Genomic DNA, 18,876 nt, shown 5'->3' with positions numbered 1-18,876 from the left:
AGCCCCTCAGGGCATGAAGGTGGCTTCGCCGATGAGTGCCTTGGCCAGCATCTTTTCATATTTGTCGCGCGGCACGTCGACCGCGCCGAAACGCTTCAGGTGATCGGTGGTGAATTGCGTGTCGAGCAGCAGGAAACCGCGCTGCTTGAGCCGTTCGACGAGGTGGACGAGGCAGACCTTCGAGGCATCGGTTTCGCGCGAAAACATGCTCTCGCCGAAGAAGGCGCGGCCCAGCGAGACGCCATAAAGCCCGCCGACGAGATTGCCGTCGCGCCATGCCTCGACCGAATGGGCGTTTCCGATGCGGTGGAGGTGAGTGTAGGCTTCACGGATCGGTGCGTTGATCCAGGTCGATAGCCGACCGGCCCGGCGTTCGGCGCAAGCGTCGATGACGCCTTCGAAATCGCTGTCGAAGCGGATTTCGAAATGGCCTTGCCGGATCGTCTTGGCAAGCTTGTGCGGCACATGGAAGGCGTCGAAGGGGATGATGCCGCGCGTCTCTGGCCGGACCCAGAAAACCTCCGGATCCGACGCACTCTCGGCCATGGGAAATACGCCCGACGCATAGGCCTTCAGCAGAAGGTCCGTGGGTATGCTGTAGCCGGGCGCATAAGGTCGGGTCATGCGACCCTCATTCTACTCGCCTTTCGCGAGATGTTTTTCCAGCCAGTGGATGTCGTAGTCGCCATTTGCGATGTCGGGGTTGCCGACAAGCTCACGGAACAACGGCAACGTCGTCTTAATACCATCTACCACGAATTCGTCGAGCGCGCGGCGCAGACGCATCATGCATTCGACGCGGTTGCGGCCGTGCACGATCAGCTTGCCGATCAGGCTGTCGTAGTAGGGCGGGATCCGGTAGCCGGAATAGACGCCCGAATCGACGCGGATGCCCAGGCCGCCAGGGGTGTGGAAATGCGTGATCGTGCCGGGCGAAGGCACGAATGTGCGCGGGTCCTCGGCGTTGATACGGCATTCGATGGCATGGCCGTGGAAGCGGATGTCGTTCTGGGTGACCGACAGGCCGCCGCCTGACGCGACACGGATCTGCTCGTGGACGAGGTCGATGCCGGTGATCGCTTCGGTGATCGTATGCTCGACCTGAAGGCGGGTGTTCATCTCGATGAAGTAGAACTCGCCGTTCTCGTAGAGGAACTCGATCGTGCCAGCGCCGGAGTAGCCGAGATTGGCCACCGCCTTGGCGCAGATGTCGCCGATGCGCGCGCGCTCTTCGGCGTTGAGGGCGGGCGAATTGGCTTCTTCCCAGACCTTCTGGTGGCGCCGCTGCAACGAGCAGTCGCGCTCGCCGAGGTGCACGCCCTTGCCAGCGCCGTCGCCGAAGATCTGCACTTCGATATGGCGCGGCTTCTGCAGGTACTTCTCGATGTAGACGGCATCGTCGCCGAACGCCGCGCCGGCTTCCGAACGGGCTGTGGCCAGTGCCATTTCGAGATCAGCTTCGCTCAGCGCAACCTTCATGCCGCGGCCACCGCCGCCGGCGGAGGCCTTGATGATGACCGGATAACCGATCTCGGCGGCCACGCGCTTGGCTTCCTTCTCGTCGCTGACAGCACCTTCCGAACCCGGAACGACCGGAATGCCCAGGCGCTTTGCGGTACGCTTGGCTTCGATCTTGTCGCCCATGATGCGGATGTGGTCGCCCGAGGGACCAATGAAGGTGATGTTATGGGCGGCCAGGATGTCGGCGAACTTGGCGTTCTCCGACAGGAAGCCGTAGCCGGGGTGGACGGCGTCCGCACCGGTGATCTCGCAGGCCGCGACGATCTGATGGATGTTCAGATAGCTGTCGCGTGATGGCGGCGGGCCGATGCAGACGCTCTCGTCGGCGAGGCGCACATGCATGGCGTCGGCGTCGGCGGTGGAGTGGACGGCAACCGTCTGGATGCCGAGCTCCTTGGCCGCGCGCAGCACTCTGAGGGCGATTTCGCCGCGATTGGCGATCAGGATTTTCTGAAACATGCGCGCAGCCTTCCGGCTTACTCGACCACGACGAGCGGCATGCCGTATTCGACAGGCTGCGCGTCTTCGATCAGGATAGCTGTGACCGTGCCGGAGCGCGGCGCGGGAATTTGGTTCATCGTCTTCATCGCTTCGATGATCAGCAGCGTCTGGCCTTCCTTGACCACCGAGCCGACTTCGATGAAGGGCTTGGCGTCGGGCGAGGGGGCCAGGTAGGCGGTGCCGACCATCGGCGAGGGCACGGCGTTCTTGGAAATGTCGACCACCGCAGGTGCTGCGACGGCCGCAACCGGCGTCGAGTTGACCGCAGCAGATGCCGCCATCATGGGGGCAGCGACCGCATGCACGGCCTGCGTCTGGCGCGACACGCGCACCTTGAGATCGCCGAGCTCGACTTCGATCTCGGTCAGGTTGGTATCGTTCAGGATTCCTGCGAGGTCGCGGACGAGCTGCTGGTCAACACCATCGGTCTTCTTCGTCGCCATGTTCTAGCCTTTTCTCTTCCTGTTTCCGGTCAGAGCCGGGCGGCCAGCGCCTGAAGCGCCAGCGTGTATCCGAGCGGCCCGAAGCCGCAGATCATGCCCACAGCCACCGGTGCCACCAATGATTTATGGCGGAACGGTTCGCGGGCGTGGATGTTGGAAAGGTGCACCTCGGCGACCGGCAATGGCGAGACGGCACGAATGGCGTCCTGCAGCGCGATCGAGGTGTGGGTATAGGCGCCTGCATTCAAGACGATGCCGGCGGCTTTCTCGCCAGCCTCGTGGATCCAGTCCACCAGATCGCCCTCGTGGTTCGATTGGCGGAAGTCGACCGCAAGCCCAAGCGAAGCGCCTGCCGCATGGCAGTCGGCCTCGATGTCGGCCAGGGTCTTGCCGCCATAAATCCCGGGCTCACGTTTGCCCAGCATATTAAGGTTCGGACCGTTGAGGACGAAAACCGTTTTCAATCTACAGACCTTTCCACCCGCCAGATCCTCTCTGGCGCGGCGGACCCTCTATAATCGGCATAAGCCGTCGCGAAAAGAGCGCAAGCGACTTCTTGCGCTGTCCACAACGGCTCGCGCTGAACAATCCCTGATCAGCAGGTCGAATTTGCCTGGCAAGCGGCCGCTGCGGCGATCTTTTCTGCCAGCACATCCTGGCCGAGCGCACCGAAGACAACCTCGTTGCCGACGACATAGGACGGAGTGCCGCTGATCTGCAGCTTGTTGGCAAGGTCGTAGGTGCGGTTGAAGGCTTCGCCGATCTTGGGGTCCTTCATCGCTTCGCGCAGCTTCGCGTCGTCGGCACCGAGCTCAAGCGCGAGCTTGATGGCGCTGTCCTCACCGGCGCGGCCTTCGCCGCCGAGCAGCTTGTCGTGGAACTCGCCGTACTTCTCCGGCATCAGCTTGCGGAAGGCCATCGACACGACATGGGCCTTCTGCGAATCCGGTCCGAGGATCGGGAATTCCTTGAGCACGAAGCGCAGGTCGGGGTTGGTCTTGACGAGCGCGTTCATGTCGGCCTGGGCGCGTTTGCAGTAGCCGCAATTGTAGTCGTAGAACTCGACGATGGTGACCTTGCCGTCAGGGTTGCCGACGATGCCGTCGAACTTCGAATTGAAAATCTCGTCCTTGCTCTGCTTGATCACGTCAAGGCTGGCGATGCGCTGCTCTTCCTTCTGCTTGGCTTCGAGCGCGCCCTGCATTTCGAGCAGCAGTTCAGGGTTGTTGAGCAGGTAGTCGCGCACGATGGTCTCGACCTGCTTCTTGTCGAGGCTGCCAGCGGCCGTGACGGAAGGCTGGGCAGCTGCTGTTTCCGCATGAGCGGCGTTTGGCGAACCGGCGAGATAGCCGAAGGCCAGCATGGCGAAGGCGACAGCGATGCCGGTCGTGCCGAGAAGAAGTGCTTTTTTCATGATCCCTGAGTCTCCAGCCGTTTCGGCTCTGTCTCTGCCAGCCGAAAGAAGGTTCACTTCTTTTTCTTGCTCGGCGCTTTGTAGTTGATGATGTCCTGGGCACGCACCCAGCCCGGCGAACCGCGCTGAAGCTTCATCTGCGCCCGCATCGCAAAAATCTTGGCGTCCTGGTAGGCACCGCTGTAATAATGGCCGTCGGCGGTGGCAAGGTCGGCATCGGCGACGTCGCCGAGCATGCCATAGGCCTGGGCGAGGTAGCGGTAGCCCGAGGCGTTCTCACGGTCGCGGTCGAGTCCTTTGCGAATTTCAACGACGGCCTTCTTCAGCGCGTCAGGCGTGCCCATGGCGAGATAGGTCTGGCCGAGCGCGATCGGCAGGATGCCTGACTTCGCCGTATCGAGCCGGACCGCCGCGGCATAGGCTTCCGCCGCCGCCGCCGGCTTGTTCGACTTCATCAGGATGTCGCCACGCAATTCGTGGAAATAGGCGTTCTTGGGCTGCGATTTGATCAGCGCATCGGTCTTGGTCAGCGCCGAGCGCAGGTCGCCGAACAGATAGGTCGACTGGGCGTCGCCGTAACGCGAGGCGAGCCCGTCGGTGCTGCGCAGCAGCCGCGAGGCAGCTGCCTGGCCCTGGGTGTAGGCGGCGATCTTCACCCGCATCATGTCATGCCGCTGCTGCAGCGCCTCGGAGTCCTTCTTGTCGAAAAAGGGGCTCTCGCGCGCCAGCGTCTCGAGATTGGCGATGCGCTCGCGCGGCATCGGGTGGCTGACCTGATAGGGATCGACCCGCGCGCCCGATAGCGACAGCGCGGTCTGGAAGCGCTGGAAGGTCTTCAGCATGCCTTGCGCCGACTGGCCGGTGGCATTGAGATAGGTCATCGCCGAGCGATCGGCGGTGGTTTCTTCCGAGCGCTGGTAGCCGAGCAGGCTGCGCCGCGCCATTTCCGAACCGCCGGCGACGACGCCGGCACCTGCAGCACCAAGGCCGCTGGTGTCGGTCGCGGCTCCGGCAACCATCGCGCCCGCACCAAGCAGGGCGGCGACGATCGCCATGGTCTGGGCACGCGCCAGCTGGTCGCGCAGACGTTCCTGGTGGCCGCCGGCGATATGGCCGGCCTCGTGCGCGATGACGCCGATGATCTCGTTCGGCGTTTCCGCCGTCATCAGCGCGCCGGTGTTGATGAACATGCGCCGGCCGGCAACGAAGGCGTTGAAAGCCGGGTCGTTGACGAGCACGATGTTGATGTTCGAATTGGCAAGCCCCGCCGCCTTGAGGATCGGCCGGGCGTAATCGCGCACCAGCGCTTCGATCTCGGCGTCGCGAACGATCGGCACGTTCTGCGCATGGGCAGCACCGGTCGAGCCGAGCGCAAGCCCGGCCGACATAGCAAGTGCGGTGACCGCGCGTGTTGATCTTGCGACGAAACGCGAAAGACTTGTGATGCTCTGCATAGCGGGGAACACTCGTAAACGAGCCGTCGGGCTGTGAAAAGGCTGGTTCAAAAAACTCATCAACTTGTGATCCCCATATCAATCAGGCATTTGTGCGGCACATTGCCTGACGAGCGACAGTAGAAAGTGGACGAAGATGGCGGTTGCGATTTCACGGCGCGGCGAAGTCGAGCCATTCCATGCGATGGACATTCTGGCGGAGGCCAACAGGCTCAAGGCCTTGGGCGCGCCGGTCATTTCGATGGCCGTCGGGCAGCCCTCCGATCCGGCGCCGCAGCGGGTGCGCGATGCCGCGGCGGCCGCTCTCAAGGTTGGCCGCATCGGCTATACCGACGCGCTCGGTCTCGCTGATTTGCGCAAGGCGATATCAGCGCATTACGCCAAACATTACCGCATCGATGTGCCGGTTTCGCGAATCGCCGTCACCACCGGCTCGTCGGCAGCCTTCAACCTGGCGTTCCTTGCGATGTTCGATGTCGGCGACCGCGTCGCGATCGCCGCCCCGGGTTACCCGGCCTACCGCAACATCATGGGCGCGCTTGGCCTCGACGTGGTCGAGATCGAACTGGAGGGCGCGGCTTACCTCCATGCCGAGCACCTGCGCGCCGCGCACGCGCAAAGGCCGCTGAAAGGCGTGCTGTTTGCCAGCCCGGCCAATCCGACCGGTGCTGTCGTGCCGGCCGGCGACCTCAAGGCGCTGGTCGACGCTGCCCGCGAACTCGGCATCGCTGTGATTTCTGACGAAATCTACCACCGGCTCGCTTATGGCGCGCCCGATGTGACGGCGCTCGCCTATGACACTGATGTCACCGTCATCAACTCGTTTTCCAAATATTACTGCATGACCGGCTGGCGTATCGGCTGGATGGTGCTGCCCGAGCGGCTGGTGCGGCCGGTCGAGCGCATTGCGCAGTCGCTCTACATCTCCGCGCCCGAGCTGTCGCAGGTCGCCGCTATCGAGGCGTTCAACGTCACCGACGAACTCGAAGCCATCAAGGCGCGCTACGCCTGGAACCGCGAGTTGCTGGCCAAACGGTTGCCGGAGCTGGGATTCAGCTTCGCAGCACCGATGGACGGCGCCTTCTATGCCTTCTGCGACGTCTCGCGGCTGACCAATGACAGCATGGAATTCGCGGGCCGCATGCTGGCCGAAGCCCATGTCGCGGCAACGCCGGGCAGGGATTTCGATCCGCGGGAAGGGCATCGCTTCATGCGGTTCTCCTATGCCGGCAGCCATGACGAGATGATCGAGGCGATGGACCGCATCGAACGCTGGCTGCGCTGAACTGCAACCGCCCCGTCGGTCGGACCGACGGGGCGGACAGGGGCAAAGGGGAGGATGGGCTCTGCCACCTGAGTGCCGGAATGCCGTAGCCCCCACAGTACGCATTCCGACAGGCTATGGGTGCCGGGTCAGGGGCCAAGCACGGCTGCGACCGCTTTGCCAGCATCGAGCAGGCCGGCGCCGAAGAAATATGCCTTGCCCTTCGCTGGTTCGTTGTCGGCGTTCATCGGGTCTGGCGTGAGCTGCGTTGTCCCCGGCTTCACCGAAGCGTTCTGATCGCAGGCGGCGATGAGGTTGGCCTTGGACGCCATGCCGTCGAGCCTGGCCGCTGGGCCATGCTTGGCTTTGTGTGCGCGTGCTGTCAGAGCGGCGACGCCAGCGACAAGAGCGGCAGCACCTGATGTTCCGCCGAAGGCCGTATAGTAGCCGCCACCTATGCCCTGGTTGTCGAGCGGCGGCAGGATCGACGAGTAGGGATCCGAGCCGCCGGCATAGCCGAAAGTACCGGGCAGGTCGGTGGTCAGCAGCGAGAAGTGGCTGTGCGGAATGACCTTGCCTTTGCCCGGATGGTAGTAGTGCTGGTCGACCATCGGGTCGGTGCGGTCGACGCGCAGCTGGTGCCGGTTGTAGATCTCGAAATCGTCGGACGGTGCGACGAGCGTCAGCTTCGCGCCATAATTGCTGTAGCCTGAGCGATAGCCGTTGGGTGTCACTGCTCCGACGGCAATGATGCCGTTGTTGGCGGCTGCGAGGCTGGCCGGGTAGATCACCTGGCTTTCGCCGTCATTGCCGGCCGCGCAGACGACCGGCACCTTGCGGCTGATCGCGACGATGAGCTTGGCCAGGATGTTCCAGGCGACATCTCGGTTGGCGGTCTTGCCGACAGCATGCGGCCTGATTTCGCTCGCCGGCGGCGTCGCCTCTTCGAGACGCGCGAACAGGTCGGCACGCTCCCAGTTGGTGCGGTCGTCGAGATCCTGCGACAGCTCGGGTTTGGCGTTCAGGGCGCCGCGCACCGGATCCGGAATGCCGCGCGGCAACAGGATCACGTCGGCGCCGTTGGCGAAAGCATAGAGGAAAGCGGCGATGAACTGGTCCGGCTGTTGCTCGAAGCCGGTCCTGATCGAGATCAGCCGCGACAACGGGTCGACGCCGAAATAGGGCAGCGTGTTGCGGTTCGGGTTCGGCACAGCGCTGCCATCGTCGGCGATCAGTACGTCGGGCAGGGCAATCGCAGGCGCAACGGTTGCCGCAGGTTCGCCAACGACAAGGCCCGCGACAGCCGTGCCGTGGCTGCCAAAGGTTTCGTCGCCCTCGATCAGCGTGTGCAGGACGCCTTCGGACGCTACCAGTTCGGCCAACAGGCTGCCGAGATAGGCCGTTTCAGGGCCGGTCAGATTGAGCGCGCCGAGGCCCGCTGTCGAAAGGCCGGTGAAGAAGGCGGCCTTGACCTCCGGATCGTAAGGGCTGGCGGCGGGCGCGGCGACATATTTCGCGCCGTAAGGATGGCTCACCAGATCGATGGACTTGACCGCGTCCAGCCGGCTCTTGAGGTTGGGATGGCTGCGGCTGACACCCACGTCGATCAGCGCGACTGTCGCCGGAGCGGTCGCCGCCGGGAAGGCCTCGTTGATGGTGTCCCAGACGGTACCGTTGATGGTCGGCGAGGAGAAGTCGACCTCGCCGCCCTGGGTCAGCGGACCGAAGGTGGCATCGAGCACGCCAAGCGCCGCAAGGTGCCAGAGATAGTAGTAGGACTGAGGATGCTGGAAGGAGAACTGCTGATTGCCGTTTGCCATGGTCGCCCCCTCAGAGCCATTCGCGCTGTGCAGCGAGATAGTTCGCCATAAAGGCGTCACGCAGATAGGGCTGGAAGCGCTGCGCCAGCGCCCGGCCGCCATTGGTGTCGCTCGGATAGTGAAGACCGGCCCATTCGCGGTTTTCCGCGACCTTGCGGGCGATGCGCGACAGCTCCTCCGTCGCTGGATGTTCCGGCAGGATGGCGTTGAAGGCAAAGGCGATCGAATGGCATTGGAACGAGTGGTTGCTCGGATAGGCCTGATGCGCCGGATTTGGCAGCATCAGCCGCAGGCGCGGTTCGACCTGGTTGGGCCGCGTGCGGTTGAACTTGGCCTTGTAGATCAGCCCGACATATTCGCAGGCCGTCAGGATCGACTGGAACAGGCCCTCGGTCTGGTCGAAGCCGCTGATCCCGTCGATGCCCAGTGGCTTGGTGAAGTCCGAGACATCGAGGGTCGCTTCGCGCTCGATGTCCTCCTTGCGGCGTGAGCGTTCGCGGTCGCGGGCCTGGAGCGAAAGCATCACAGTGGTTTCGAGCCGCGTGACATCGGGGCCGGGCGGCAGGGGGATGTCGAGCTGCTCCCAGGTAAACTTGCGCGCCGCCGTGAACGCGTGCGGAGAAGGCGATGTGTGCAGGCGCCTGAGTTCGAAGGCCGGGATGAGACTGCTCTGAGAACCGCTGCCCGAACCCGAATGAACAGCGCCGCCCTTATTCTTGTTTTTATTCTTGTTTTTGTTCTTGTTGAGCGAGGCCTTGTTCAGCACGCCGGCGCTCATGACGGCACTAGCGACGCCTGCCGCCATCACCATCGCCTCGGCGCCGGATGCCAACTTCGTTTCCAGCACGATTGGAGGCCGGTCCGTGGCCGCGCAAGGCAGCACGTCGTCGCCGGCGATCTTGAAGCGATACTGATCCAGAAAGTGTGAAAAACCGCCCTCAACAGGCGCGATACTGTCGTTGCCAGACACTGAATTCCCCATTGATTTGATCGAATTTTGCGGTGCTCGGCGCGCCGGTCATGTTTTTTTGACGCCGGCCTTGATCAGGCCGGAGATCAGATTGGCGCCGCCCTCGGTGCGCATGATCGGATAACGGGCGTCGATCAGCGAACTGATCGAAAAATTGGGTTCGACGATGTTCAGGCGGTCGAGCAGCGTGCGGGCAGCGCGGACGTCGCCGAGCTGGGCGTGGCTCGCCACGAGGTAACGCAGCAGCGAATTGAAATCGGGCCGCTCGCGCAGCGCCTGCTCACCGGCTTCGATGGCCACACGGTGATTGCCGGCCAGCGTCGCGTTGATCAGCCGCGACGTGTCGAAATAATAGCGGTAGGGGCTGTAGGCGCCGAGATGGCGTGCCCAGTTGGCAAGGCTGAGGCCCTTGTCCGGCTGGCCGGCATAGGCATGCAGCATCGAATAGAGGTCCCAGCCGAGCACCTGGGTCGGGTTGGCGCGGATGGCGCGCTCGAACAGGCCCGACGCGTAATCGTATTCGCCGAACAGGAACGAATGCACATGGCCGACGAGGGCCAGGGTGACCGAATTACTGGAATCGAGCTCCAGCGCCTTGCGGGCGTAGTGCTGGGCCTGCTCGATGGCCACGGCGGAGTCGGAGAACCGCTGGCCGACCTGGAAAGTCATCAGGAAGGCGAGCCATGCATAGGCCTGTGACGACGGCCGTTGGGCAATGATGCGTCGAAGCGACGCCTCGGACATGACGAGGTCGTTGCGCGACAGCCGGAACATGGCATTGACGGCGGCATAGAGGCTCTCGGCTTCCATGGCGTCGTCGGTCTGTTCCGAGCGCGCAATGAAGTATTTGCGCAACTCGTCCATCGCCTCGTTGATGAGCTGGTGCGCTGCCGAGGTTTCGCCCGCCTCGACCGCGCGCCGTTCGAGGGTGGCGCCGCCCATCCACAGCAGGCTGCGATCGGCGGTGCGATGGACGCTGACGCTGATGTAGGCCTGGTGGGCCGAGAAGCGATAGCGGACCTGAATGGCCAGCGCCACCGAATCGAAAGTCGCATCCGGTTCGTGCCCCGGCGAGAGATCCGGTCGCGACAGGTCGGAGACGGTGAGTTCGCCGCCTTCGAGCAGTGACCTTACCAGCAGTTCGGCGAACATGTCGGGCAGCGATTCCGCCTCGAAGGCATCGCCCGATATAGCCGGCGGCAAAAGCGCCACCGACCAGCCGGTCCGGCCGCCGTTCAGCGGCAAGGATTTGCGGTTTCCGCCATCGGAGGAATCCGGCCCGGGCTTCTGGCCCTGTGCCGGGATGAGGCCGTTGCTGCGCCTGTCCTTGGGGCTGACGTCGCGCTGTCCGAGCGCGCTTTCGAGCCGGCCTTGCCAGACCTGCCGCTCGAGCATCAGCCATTCCTCGAACTCGGGGTCGCCGATGTCGAGGCCTTCGAGCAGTTCCGGCCAGGATTCGAGCTCGGCCTCGCTCGGCACCGACTGGCGCGACGGATCGAGCAGTTGCAGCGCATCGACCGATACCCGATTGAGATCGAGCGAGATCGTATGGTTGTCCGAAATGATGATGCTGTCGGCGATTGGGCCCAATGACTTGCGTACGTCGACGAGCGCCTGTCTCAGGCTCGCGGCGGCCTGTTCCTCGCCTCGGTCGCTCCACAGCTTGTCGCGAAGCCAGATGCGTGAGCGGGCGCCGCGTGGAGCAAGCGCCAGCATGGCCACAAGCGCGCGCGACTTCTGCGCTTTGGGCGTACACGTAGCGCCGCCGGCATCGGTGACGGCCAGCGCCCCGAACAGATAGATATTGCAAAGTGTACTGGCGTCGTCACCAGCCATCGTGCGGACCTTCGCTGCAGGTCGTCCATGCTCCCGAAAAGGGTACCACAGGTCGAATCGCCTGTGGCCCTCGCAACTTGCATCGGGATCATACAACGACATTCCGGCAAGTGCGCGTGCTTGTATGCTTCTGGCACCGGGCAAGACCTGCAGCATTCCAGCGTTCCTCACCACTCTTGCCGGAGGTGATTCCGGCCTGATTTCGGTAGGACGTTAGGGAGGTGGGGTGATTGCGGCGTGAGTGAAACGTCAAAGCAGCCGTAAAATGCTGTTGTGACGGGCCATCGACTGCCTGCTCCACGCGCCAAATGGCTCGACAATCGCCCTGGCGATCGCGACGGGCAGGTCATGCCCCGGTCGCGTCGCCAGTCCGTGACGCTTCAGCGTCCCGATGATTTGTGGCGGCGGGGGCCGGCGAGCTCTTTGCCAAGCGCAAGCGCTTCCTGCAGGTCGGTTGCATATTTCGCCGTCTCTTCGAGGCCGCCGAAATAGTTGAGCCGGATGGTTTCTCCGCGTTTGCTCATGACAACCCCGATGCTCCGCAGGTTCTCACGCACATCTGAAAATCGCATGTCGCTACTTCTCCATGTGATGGGTTGAACGAACATTAGAGACTGCTTGTAACAGCGCCGTGTTGACGCAACGTGAGGGATACGTGAATCGAGGCTACAAAAGTTTCAGTTCGGGCACTTCTTTGACGATTGCGCCATGGCCGCGGCACGAGCGGTACCATGGGCACATGCTGATTGGCCAATGAAGCGTGGTACGGGTGGCGGCGCGCGCGACTTGATGTAGAACGGCGTTCCGGTTGGAGCCGGTTGAAGAGCTTGCAGGAAGTGCCATGCCCAGCCTCCAGGATACGCTGAACGAGATCGTTGCCGAGATGGCTGCGCAGACGCAGCGCGGCGAGGTCGCGTCCTACATTCCCGAACTCGGCAAGGTCGATCCGGCCAAGTTCGCCATTGCCGTCGTCGGGAACGACGGCGAGGTAGCTGCGGCGGGCGACGCCAACGAGCCGTTTTCGATCCAGAGCATCTCGAAGGTGTTCACGCTTGCGCTGGCGCTTGGCCGTGTCGGCGATCAGCTGTGGAACCGCGTCGGCCGCGAACCCTCGGGTACGGCCTTCAACTCCATCGTCCAACTCGAGCTTGAGCACGGCATTCCACGTAATCCCTTCATCAATGCTGGCGCGATCGTCGTTTCTGACGTGCTGCTCTCCGGACATCAGCCGCGCGAGGCGATCGGCGAGGTGCTGAGCTTCATGCGCACCGTGGCCGACGACGACTCGGTCATCATTGATCGTGACGTGGCCAATTCCGAGCGTGCCACCGGTTTCCGAAATTTTGCGCTGGCGAATTATCTCAAGGGCTTCGGCAACCTGAACCACGCTCCGGAAATGACTCTGGGGGTCTATTTCCACCACTGTGCGGTCGCCATGAGCTGCCTGCAGTTGGCGAATGCCGGGCGATTCCTGGCCAACGCCGGACGGATCGAATCGTCGGGGCATTCAATCGTGTCGAGCGAGCGTGCCCGCCGCATCAACGCGCTGATGCTGACCTGCGGCCATTATGACGGCTCGGGCGAATTTGCCTTCCGCGTCGGCATTCCCGGCAAGAGCGGTGTCGGCGGCGGCATATTGGCGATCGTGCCCGGCGTGGCGTCGATCGCCGTGTGGTCGCCGGGGCTCAACGCGCGCGGCAATTCGATGCTCGGCTCGATCGCATTGGAACGGCTGACCAAGCGGATGAACTGGTCGATATTCGCCTCGCGCTAAGGCGCCTCCCGTGCGGGCCAAGGCTGTTGGCCGGCATGGCCGGCCAGTCAGGCGCCATTGCGCTTGCCGGTGCGTTGCTCAGCCAGCCAGCTGTCATGCAGCCATTTTTCCGTTTGACGGCGACCTTTCAGGTTTGCCCAGACAATGTCGCGCTCGAACGCCATGACCTCACGGTCCGAACCGACGATGACCCAGAACCAGCGGCCGTCCGCCCGGTTCCGCATTTTCACTTTCATGCCTGTCAGCGCAGTGCTCTCGCCATTGGCGCGGATCACTTCGTCATGCGGCGCGATGAAGCTGATCTCATGCCTTGGAAGCAGGTCGGCGGCATGATCGGACAGGAAGCGCATGGCGATCTCGTGCGCTTCGTCCTGGTCGGGCAGGGCACCGTTGCGGAGGGCAAGGTCCATTCGGGTGAACCCCTTGAGCTTGCCGGAGGTGGTGACCACGGCACTGAAATGTTCGCCGCCCAGGCCCGCATTGCGCCCGTCCTTGCGCTCCATGCGGATGAGCAGGGCGCTTTCGCCATCGACCCCGACGTGCCCCTGTTCGATGTTCGAATAGCCGGTGGGGACAGGCAGGGCTGCGAGGACGCCGGCGGCAAAAGCTGCGGTATCGGCCGCCGACATTCCCGCGGGCAGGCCTTTGCTCGCAGCAGTCTCACTTCCGGCGATGGCTGGAGAGAGCTGAAGAAGCGCGATTGGCAGCAGCGCGGCGATGGCAATGCCTGCGAATTGGGCGAGATTCATGCAGTTACTCCTCTTCATATAAAACGAAACGGTCCGTTTTATATGAATTTGACTAAACGGTGCGTACCGTTTCGTCAAGGGGAGCTGGGCAGCGGAGGGAGCGCGGCTGCCATGCCAGATAGCAGTGCCGGCAACCCTGTCACTGCAGGATAGCGTATCGTGCGCCGGCGTTCACCTTGATCGCCGAACTGCCTCGCTGTGGCGTCGAGCTGATGGCCACCGACATGACAGCGCAGTTCTTGTTCTGCGCGCGGATCTTGGCGCAGCCCTTGGCGATGGCGTCGTAATATTTCGTCCGTTGCGAAACCCAGCTGTCGGGCATGATCGACTTGTCATCGCCGTCATTCAGATGAGCGGGATTTCGACGTAGCGGCTGCAAGCCAGCCGATCCTGGCTGGACGCTCGCCCTCAACGGGCGCGTAGCCCGCGACGACAGCCTTGAGCCAACTGAGCGAATTGTTTTTGCCGACAATCACGCCCGAGCTGACCTTGTAGCCGACGCGGTCCGTTTTCAAAGAATCAGCAGGATTACCCTGCGGTGGCGAATCGCTGTCCGAGCATCCGGGCACCAGCAGAGAAAAAAATGTCCAGAGAAAGGAAGCGTATCATTCTGCGCCCGATAGGAATGACTGTAGATATGGTTGCATATCTAACGCGAACATATTGCAAGTTGCTTAAACCAGCAGGCGCAATTAGTTGCGATGCCGCATTTTGGGCAAGCGGCTGGAGCTGAAACATTGTGTGAGGCCCGTCAATACTGAGATTAGCGGCACATCCAGATGGAAGCATGCAGTCACAGCCCTTGCACCGCAAGGTTTGCAAGCATGCGGGAGGGATTGCGCTGCGGTGCAAACAGCCGCGAGCAACCTCGCCAAAGCGAAGTTGGCTTTTGAAACTTCAACGCATTCAGGAATGAAGTGGCTCCCCGGGCCGGATTCGAACCAGCGACCAACCGGTTAACAGCCGGTTGCTCTACCACTGAGCTACCGGGGAACAGCGCTCTGGTGTGAACGAGGCGGCGTATAGCAACGGTAATCCGATTTGCAAAGCGGTAATCGAACTTTTTGCGTGTTTTTCCCGGAAGCATTTCTGGTAATCGCTCCAACGCAGGCTCATATGACGGCTTTGCAAGGGCCTTCGTCGGCTTGGCGCGGCATTCGGGCGCACACGGATCACCGGATATGCAGGGACAATGACCAGCCCAAAACCTCAGCAACCTCAAAAGCGCAAGATTTCTGTCTTCGGCCGCGAATTCGCCATGCCGCGGTCGCGTGGGGTGCGCATCGGTATCGGTGTCGCGCTTTGCTTCCTGGGATTGCTCGGCTTCCTGCCGGTGCTTGGCTTCTGGATGATCCCGCTCGGCCTGCTGATTCTCTCGCACGAATTCCATGTCGTGCGCCGTGTGCGCCGCAAGCTGATCATCTGGTGGGAGCGGCGCAAGCGTCCCGCCAGCTAGCGCTCGGCGACGCCTCGAGGATTCGCAAAGCGGGTCCGAATGTCGCCAGGAGCCAAGCTTTCAGGATTCGGCCATACCTGCCTGAAGTTGCCGGTGCTTTTTGTTTCAGGGGCAGGGCGCCGATCGGACCGCAGCCTGTGGTATCGATTCCCGTAACTGCCTTGGGTCAAAACCTTCGGGAAAGATTCTTCCCCGCTTGACGGCGGAATCCTGGCAACCTATTGGAGCCGTGTAGACGCCCGAAGCGGCGAGGCCTCGTGGCGGAGTGGTTACGCAGAGGACTGCAAATCCTTGCACCCCGGTTCGATTCCGGGCGAGGCCTCCAGCTTCCTCGGCAACCGCCGCCGGGGACCCATTCGGGTACAGTCATATTTTGCGCATCACGCGCCGAAGGCGGGCCCGGTTGAACATGAACGCTGATTTTTCCGAACGTCGCGTGAAGATGGTGGACGGCCAGGTCCGCACCACTGATGTGACCGACGCCGCCATCCTGTCCGCCATGCTGTCGGTGCCGCGCGAGGAATTTGTCGATAATGGCCAGCGCGAGCTCGCTTACATCGATGAGGACCTGCGCTACGGCGTAACCGCCGATGCCGATCAGCCGCGTTATCTGATGGAGCCGTCGCCCTTCGCCAAGCTGGCACAGCTGGCCGAAATCCTGCCAAGCGATTTCGTTCTCGATGTCGGCTGCGGCACGGGCTATTCCTCTGCTGTGCTGTCGCGCCTAGCCAGTTCGGTGATTGCGCTGGAAAGCGACACAACGCTTGCGGCAAAGGCAACCTCCAGGCTTTCGTCGCTCGGCTACGACAACGTGGTTGTCGTTTCCGGGGGTCTTGCTGCGGGCTACGCGTCCGAGGCGCCATACGACGTCATCTTTGTCGGCGGCAGCGTCGAACAGGTGCCTGAGGTGTTGCTTGCCCAGCTCAAGGAGGGTGGGCGACTGGTGGTCGTCGAGGGGCGCGGCAATGCCGGTGTGGCCAGCGTCTTCCTCAAGGCAGGCGACGTAGTTACGGCCCGCCGTGCTTTCAATGCGGCAGTTAAGCCACTACCCGGCTTCAATCGCACACGCGAATTTGAGTTCTGATCTCCTTTTTCTTGCAGCGCGCCATGCGTCGTGATGATCTAAGCAGAGGACGAGGGGACTGATTCCGGACTGTAATAGTCTACAATCAGTGCTTTAGGTCGATTTCGGCGAGGGGCATTTCAGCTGCTTTCTGGCAGCTCGCCGCAGAATGAATGAGGGACGCGCGTGTCGTTTTTCCGTAAAAGTGTGTTTGCCGTAGCCTTGGTCTCCGCGACGGCGCTTTCGCCGCTGTCGGCCTCCGCGGAAACGATCCTCGGAGCTTTGGCAAAGGCCTATCAGAACAATTCGACGCTCAATTCGGCCCGCGCCGGCGTGCGCGTCACCGATGAAGGCGTGGCGATCGCCAAGTCCGGCTGGCGCCCGACGATCAATGGCTCGGCCAGCATCGACTATTCGACGACGCGGCGCGACTCCACGAGCCATCTGACGACCGGCTCGTTCGGCATCGAGATCAAGCAGTCGTTGTTCGATGGTTTCCAGACCAAGAACAATGTCGCCGCTGCCGAGGCGCGTGTGCGTGCCCAGAATCAGAGCCTGCGCAATACCGAGCAGAACATCCTGTTCGATGCGGCCAGCGCCTACATGGACGTGATCCGCGATCGCCAGATCGCCGCTCTGAGAGAGCGCAATCTGCAGTTCCTCGGCGAGCAGGTCCGCGCCGCGCGCTCGCGCTTCGACGTGGGGGAGGGCACCCGCACTGACGTGGCGCAGGCAGATGCCTCGCGTTCGGCGGCTTTGGCACAATTGGCTGCGGCCCGCGCTGCTGCCTTGTCCAGCGCTGCAACTTATCGCAAGCTCGTCGGCGAGGAGCCGAAGAATCTGAAGGCCGCATCGCCGCTCGCCAAGCTTCTGCCTAGGAGCCTCGATAGCGCGGCAGCCCTGGCGGCTGAACAGCATCCGGCGATCCAGGCCACCGAGCATCTGGCCGACGCTGCCGGCTTTTCGGTGAAATCGGCCGAGGGTGCACTGCTGCCTCAGGTCTCGGCGTCGGCGGGGATTTCCCAGACGCATCGCGACAATGCGCCCAACAGCATCACCTCGCCGGACGGCTGGACGACTTCGGCCAACATTGGCGCGACGCTGGTTGTGCCGATCTACCAGGGCGGCCGCGCCTCGGCGACCGTGCGTCAGTCCAAGGAACAGCTGGGCCAGGCCCGCATCGAGATCGATGTCAACCGTGACCTGGTCCGCCAGGCGGTAACCTCCGCCTGGACGCAGTACACCGCGGCGCGTGAAGCGGTGGCGGCGAACCGCGAAGTGATCTCGGCAGCTCAGCTGGCGCTCAACGGCGTCATCGAAGAGCGTAATGTCGGTCAGCGCACGACACTCGACGTGCTCAATTCGCAGCGCGACGTCATCGACGCCCAGATCAACCTGGCGACCGCCGAACGCGACGTCGTGGTGGCGAGCTACGCAATCCTGTCGGCCGCCGGCAATCTCTCGGTCGAGCGGCTCAACCTTCAGGTCACCAAGTACAAGCCGGAAGAGCACTACAACGCCGTCAAGGACAAGTGGATCGGTCTGAGGACGCCGGACGGCCGCTGACCTTCAGCAGCCAGCTAACCAATCAGGCGGGCGCCTGCTCCAATGGAGCCGGCGCCCGTTTTCATTTCGCCGACCAAGTTGCCGGAACACTGTATTCTGTTGAAATCGGCGGGGGGTGCCCGATTGGGGATTCTCTAAGGGGAATCAGTCAGCTACGCTTGGGCTCTGATTCGAAGCCCGTTTCGACGGGCGGTTTTGTATCCTGTCACAAAGGCGGCGGATGTGACGATGGCCCAGGCTAGCAGCGCTCAGCGCGAACCCTCGATGGAAGAGATTCTCGCTTCCATCCGCAGGATCATCGAAGACAATGACACTGGACGCCGTCCGGCTGTCGACTTCGAGCAGATGCGCCCGGAGCAGGACGACGACCGCGGCGAACGCAACATCATCGAAGTCGAGGCATTTCGTGCCGAGTTTCAAGCGCCGAAGCCCGTCGAGGCGAAGCCGCTTGACGTGACGCCCGCGACTGCAAAGCTCGAAACGGTCCGGCGTGACGAGGCCGCTTCCGCGCGCTGGCCGTCGGCAGAGCCGAAGGCGACGGTAGCCACTGCAATGCCTTCGCGAGCGCCCGTCGCCGAAACGCCTGCGCCGGCTCCTGTTGTCGAAGCGCCGGCGGTACCGCGCATGTCTGCGGCAAGCTGGGCACCGCAGTCGACCGTGGCGGTCGAGCAGATGGAGCGCCTGGCTGGTCCTGCACGCGAGGCCGAAAAAGCCGAGCCACAGCTTGTGGCGGCGCCTGTGGAACCCGTGATTGTCGAAGAGTCGCTGGCGCCCAAGGCCGCGATCATCTCGGAGCAGGCAGGCCGCCAGGTGTCGGCGGCCTTTGGCGAACTGAACGACGCTTATGCGGCGCGCAGCCGCAAGTCGTTCGACGACATTGCCACCGAAATGATGCGGCCGATGCTGCAGGACTGGCTGGACAACAACCTGCCGACGCTGGTCGAGCGGCTGGTACGCGAAGAGATCGAACGCGTGGCGCGCGGCGCGCAGTAATTTCGGCCTTGCCGACATCAAAGCGCCGCCTTCGGGCGGCGTTTTCGTTTCT

The 18,876-nt window shown here is 62.9% G+C and carries 18 protein-coding genes and 2 tRNA genes; 7 read left to right on the top strand and 13 right to left on the bottom strand.

All coding sequences use genetic code 11. The features are described 5' to 3' along the window. Positions 1-6: 6 nt before the first annotated feature. The 6 genes from aat to ACHMW7_RS18975 all read right to left on the bottom strand — a co-directional run bounded on the left by aat (position 7) and on the right by ACHMW7_RS18975 (position 5,333). Positions 7-624, bottom strand: a complete 618-nt coding sequence (gene aat, locus ACHMW7_RS19000) for a leucyl/phenylalanyl-tRNA--protein transferase (RefSeq protein WP_395447091.1) — start codon at positions 622-624, stop codon at positions 7-9. A gap of 12 nt (positions 625-636) precedes the next feature. Next, entirely contained in the window at positions 637-1,980 is a 1,344-nt protein-coding gene (gene accC / locus ACHMW7_RS18995) for an acetyl-CoA carboxylase biotin carboxylase subunit (protein WP_395447090.1), read from the bottom strand. A 17-nt stretch (positions 1,981-1,997) separates the two neighbouring features. Next, positions 1,998-2,465, bottom strand: a complete 468-nt coding sequence (gene accB, locus ACHMW7_RS18990) for an acetyl-CoA carboxylase biotin carboxyl carrier protein (protein ID WP_395447089.1) — start codon at positions 2,463-2,465, stop codon at positions 1,998-2,000. Positions 2,466-2,494: 29 nt separating this feature from the next. Further along, positions 2,495-2,929, bottom strand: a complete 435-nt coding sequence (gene aroQ / locus ACHMW7_RS18985) for a type II 3-dehydroquinate dehydratase (protein ID WP_395447088.1) — start codon at positions 2,927-2,929, stop codon at positions 2,495-2,497. A gap of 131 nt (positions 2,930-3,060) precedes the next feature. Next, positions 3,061-3,879, bottom strand: a complete 819-nt coding sequence (locus ACHMW7_RS18980; protein ID WP_395447087.1) for a DsbA family protein — start codon at positions 3,877-3,879, stop codon at positions 3,061-3,063. Positions 3,880-3,932: 53 nt separating this feature from the next. Then, the gene (locus ACHMW7_RS18975) at positions 3,933-5,333 is read right to left on the bottom strand and encodes a M48 family metalloprotease (protein ID WP_395447086.1); all 1,401 of its coding nucleotides are present in this window, start codon (positions 5,331-5,333) and stop codon (positions 3,933-3,935) included. A gap of 136 nt (positions 5,334-5,469) precedes the next feature. Between ACHMW7_RS18975 and ACHMW7_RS18970 the strand changes: the two genes are divergently transcribed. Then, complete coding sequence (locus ACHMW7_RS18970; protein ID WP_395447085.1) at positions 5,470-6,618, top strand: pyridoxal phosphate-dependent aminotransferase; 1,149 nt, start codon at positions 5,470-5,472, stop codon at positions 6,616-6,618. 128 nt (positions 6,619-6,746) lie between these two features. Here the strand turns inward: ACHMW7_RS18970 and ACHMW7_RS18965 are convergent, their stop codons facing one another. The 4 genes from ACHMW7_RS18965 to ACHMW7_RS18950 form a co-directional block, all read right to left on the bottom strand. Next, a complete protein-coding gene (locus tag ACHMW7_RS18965) occupies positions 6,747-8,417 on the bottom strand; it encodes a S8 family serine peptidase (protein WP_395447084.1) in 1,671 nt (556 codons plus the stop codon). A 10-nt stretch (positions 8,418-8,427) separates the two neighbouring features. Continuing rightward, positions 8,428-9,387, bottom strand: coding sequence for a phospholipid phosphatase (locus tag ACHMW7_RS18960; protein WP_395447083.1), 960 nt, complete (start codon positions 9,385-9,387; stop codon positions 8,428-8,430). Between the two features lie 48 nt (positions 9,388-9,435). Then, on the bottom strand, positions 9,436-11,223 hold the full coding sequence (locus ACHMW7_RS18955; RefSeq protein ID WP_395447082.1) for an SARP family transcriptional regulator: 1,788 nt from the start codon (positions 11,221-11,223) through the stop codon (positions 9,436-9,438). Positions 11,224-11,603: 380 nt separating this feature from the next. Further along, the gene (locus tag ACHMW7_RS18950) at positions 11,604-11,747 is read right to left on the bottom strand and encodes a hypothetical protein (protein WP_395447081.1); all 144 of its coding nucleotides are present in this window, start codon (positions 11,745-11,747) and stop codon (positions 11,604-11,606) included. 317 nt (positions 11,748-12,064) lie between these two features. Between ACHMW7_RS18950 and ACHMW7_RS18945 the strand changes: the two genes are divergently transcribed. After that, entirely contained in the window at positions 12,065-12,997 is a 933-nt protein-coding gene (locus ACHMW7_RS18945; RefSeq protein ID WP_395447080.1) for a glutaminase, read from the top strand. 47 nt (positions 12,998-13,044) lie between these two features. On the opposite strand, the gene ACHMW7_RS18940 is transcribed toward ACHMW7_RS18945, so the two are convergent. From ACHMW7_RS18940 to ACHMW7_RS18930, 3 genes are all read right to left on the bottom strand, one after another. Next, positions 13,045-13,824, bottom strand: coding sequence for a hypothetical protein (locus ACHMW7_RS18940; RefSeq protein ID WP_395447079.1), 780 nt, complete (start codon positions 13,822-13,824; stop codon positions 13,045-13,047). Between the two features lie 61 nt (positions 13,825-13,885). After that, a complete protein-coding gene (locus tag ACHMW7_RS18935) occupies positions 13,886-14,125 on the bottom strand; it encodes a hypothetical protein (RefSeq protein ID WP_395447078.1) in 240 nt (79 codons plus the stop codon). Positions 14,126-14,664: 539 nt separating this feature from the next. After that, positions 14,665-14,739 (bottom strand) — tRNA-Asn (locus ACHMW7_RS18930). A 199-nt stretch (positions 14,740-14,938) separates the two neighbouring features. On the opposite strand from ACHMW7_RS18930, the gene ACHMW7_RS18925 reads away from it, so the two are divergent. The 5 genes from ACHMW7_RS18925 to ACHMW7_RS18905 all read left to right on the top strand — a co-directional run bounded on the left by ACHMW7_RS18925 (position 14,939) and on the right by ACHMW7_RS18905 (position 18,824). Next, positions 14,939-15,202 (top strand): hypothetical protein, encoded by a 264-nt coding sequence (locus ACHMW7_RS18925; protein ID WP_395447077.1) that lies wholly within the window; start codon positions 14,939-14,941, stop codon positions 15,200-15,202. Between the two features lie 251 nt (positions 15,203-15,453). Then, a tRNA-Cys gene (locus ACHMW7_RS18920) sits at positions 15,454-15,527 on the top strand. Positions 15,528-15,611: 84 nt separating this feature from the next. After that, complete coding sequence (locus ACHMW7_RS18915) at positions 15,612-16,286, top strand: protein-L-isoaspartate O-methyltransferase (protein ID WP_395451370.1); 675 nt, start codon at positions 15,612-15,614, stop codon at positions 16,284-16,286. 165 nt (positions 16,287-16,451) lie between these two features. Then, on the top strand, positions 16,452-17,831 hold the full coding sequence (locus tag ACHMW7_RS18910) for a TolC family outer membrane protein (RefSeq protein WP_395447076.1): 1,380 nt from the start codon (positions 16,452-16,454) through the stop codon (positions 17,829-17,831). A gap of 228 nt (positions 17,832-18,059) precedes the next feature. Beyond that, the gene (locus ACHMW7_RS18905) at positions 18,060-18,824 is read left to right on the top strand and encodes a DUF2497 domain-containing protein (RefSeq protein ID WP_395447075.1); all 765 of its coding nucleotides are present in this window, start codon (positions 18,060-18,062) and stop codon (positions 18,822-18,824) included. Positions 18,825-18,876: the final 52 nt, after the last annotated feature.

Origin of the sequence: Aminobacter sp. UC22_36 (genome assembly GCF_044056035.1) — a bacterium.
Lineage (GTDB): Bacteria > Pseudomonadota > Alphaproteobacteria > Rhizobiales > Rhizobiaceae > Aminobacter.
The sequence above is the reverse complement of the archived record's forward strand: the minus strand, read 5'-3'. Positions and strand labels throughout refer to the sequence as shown.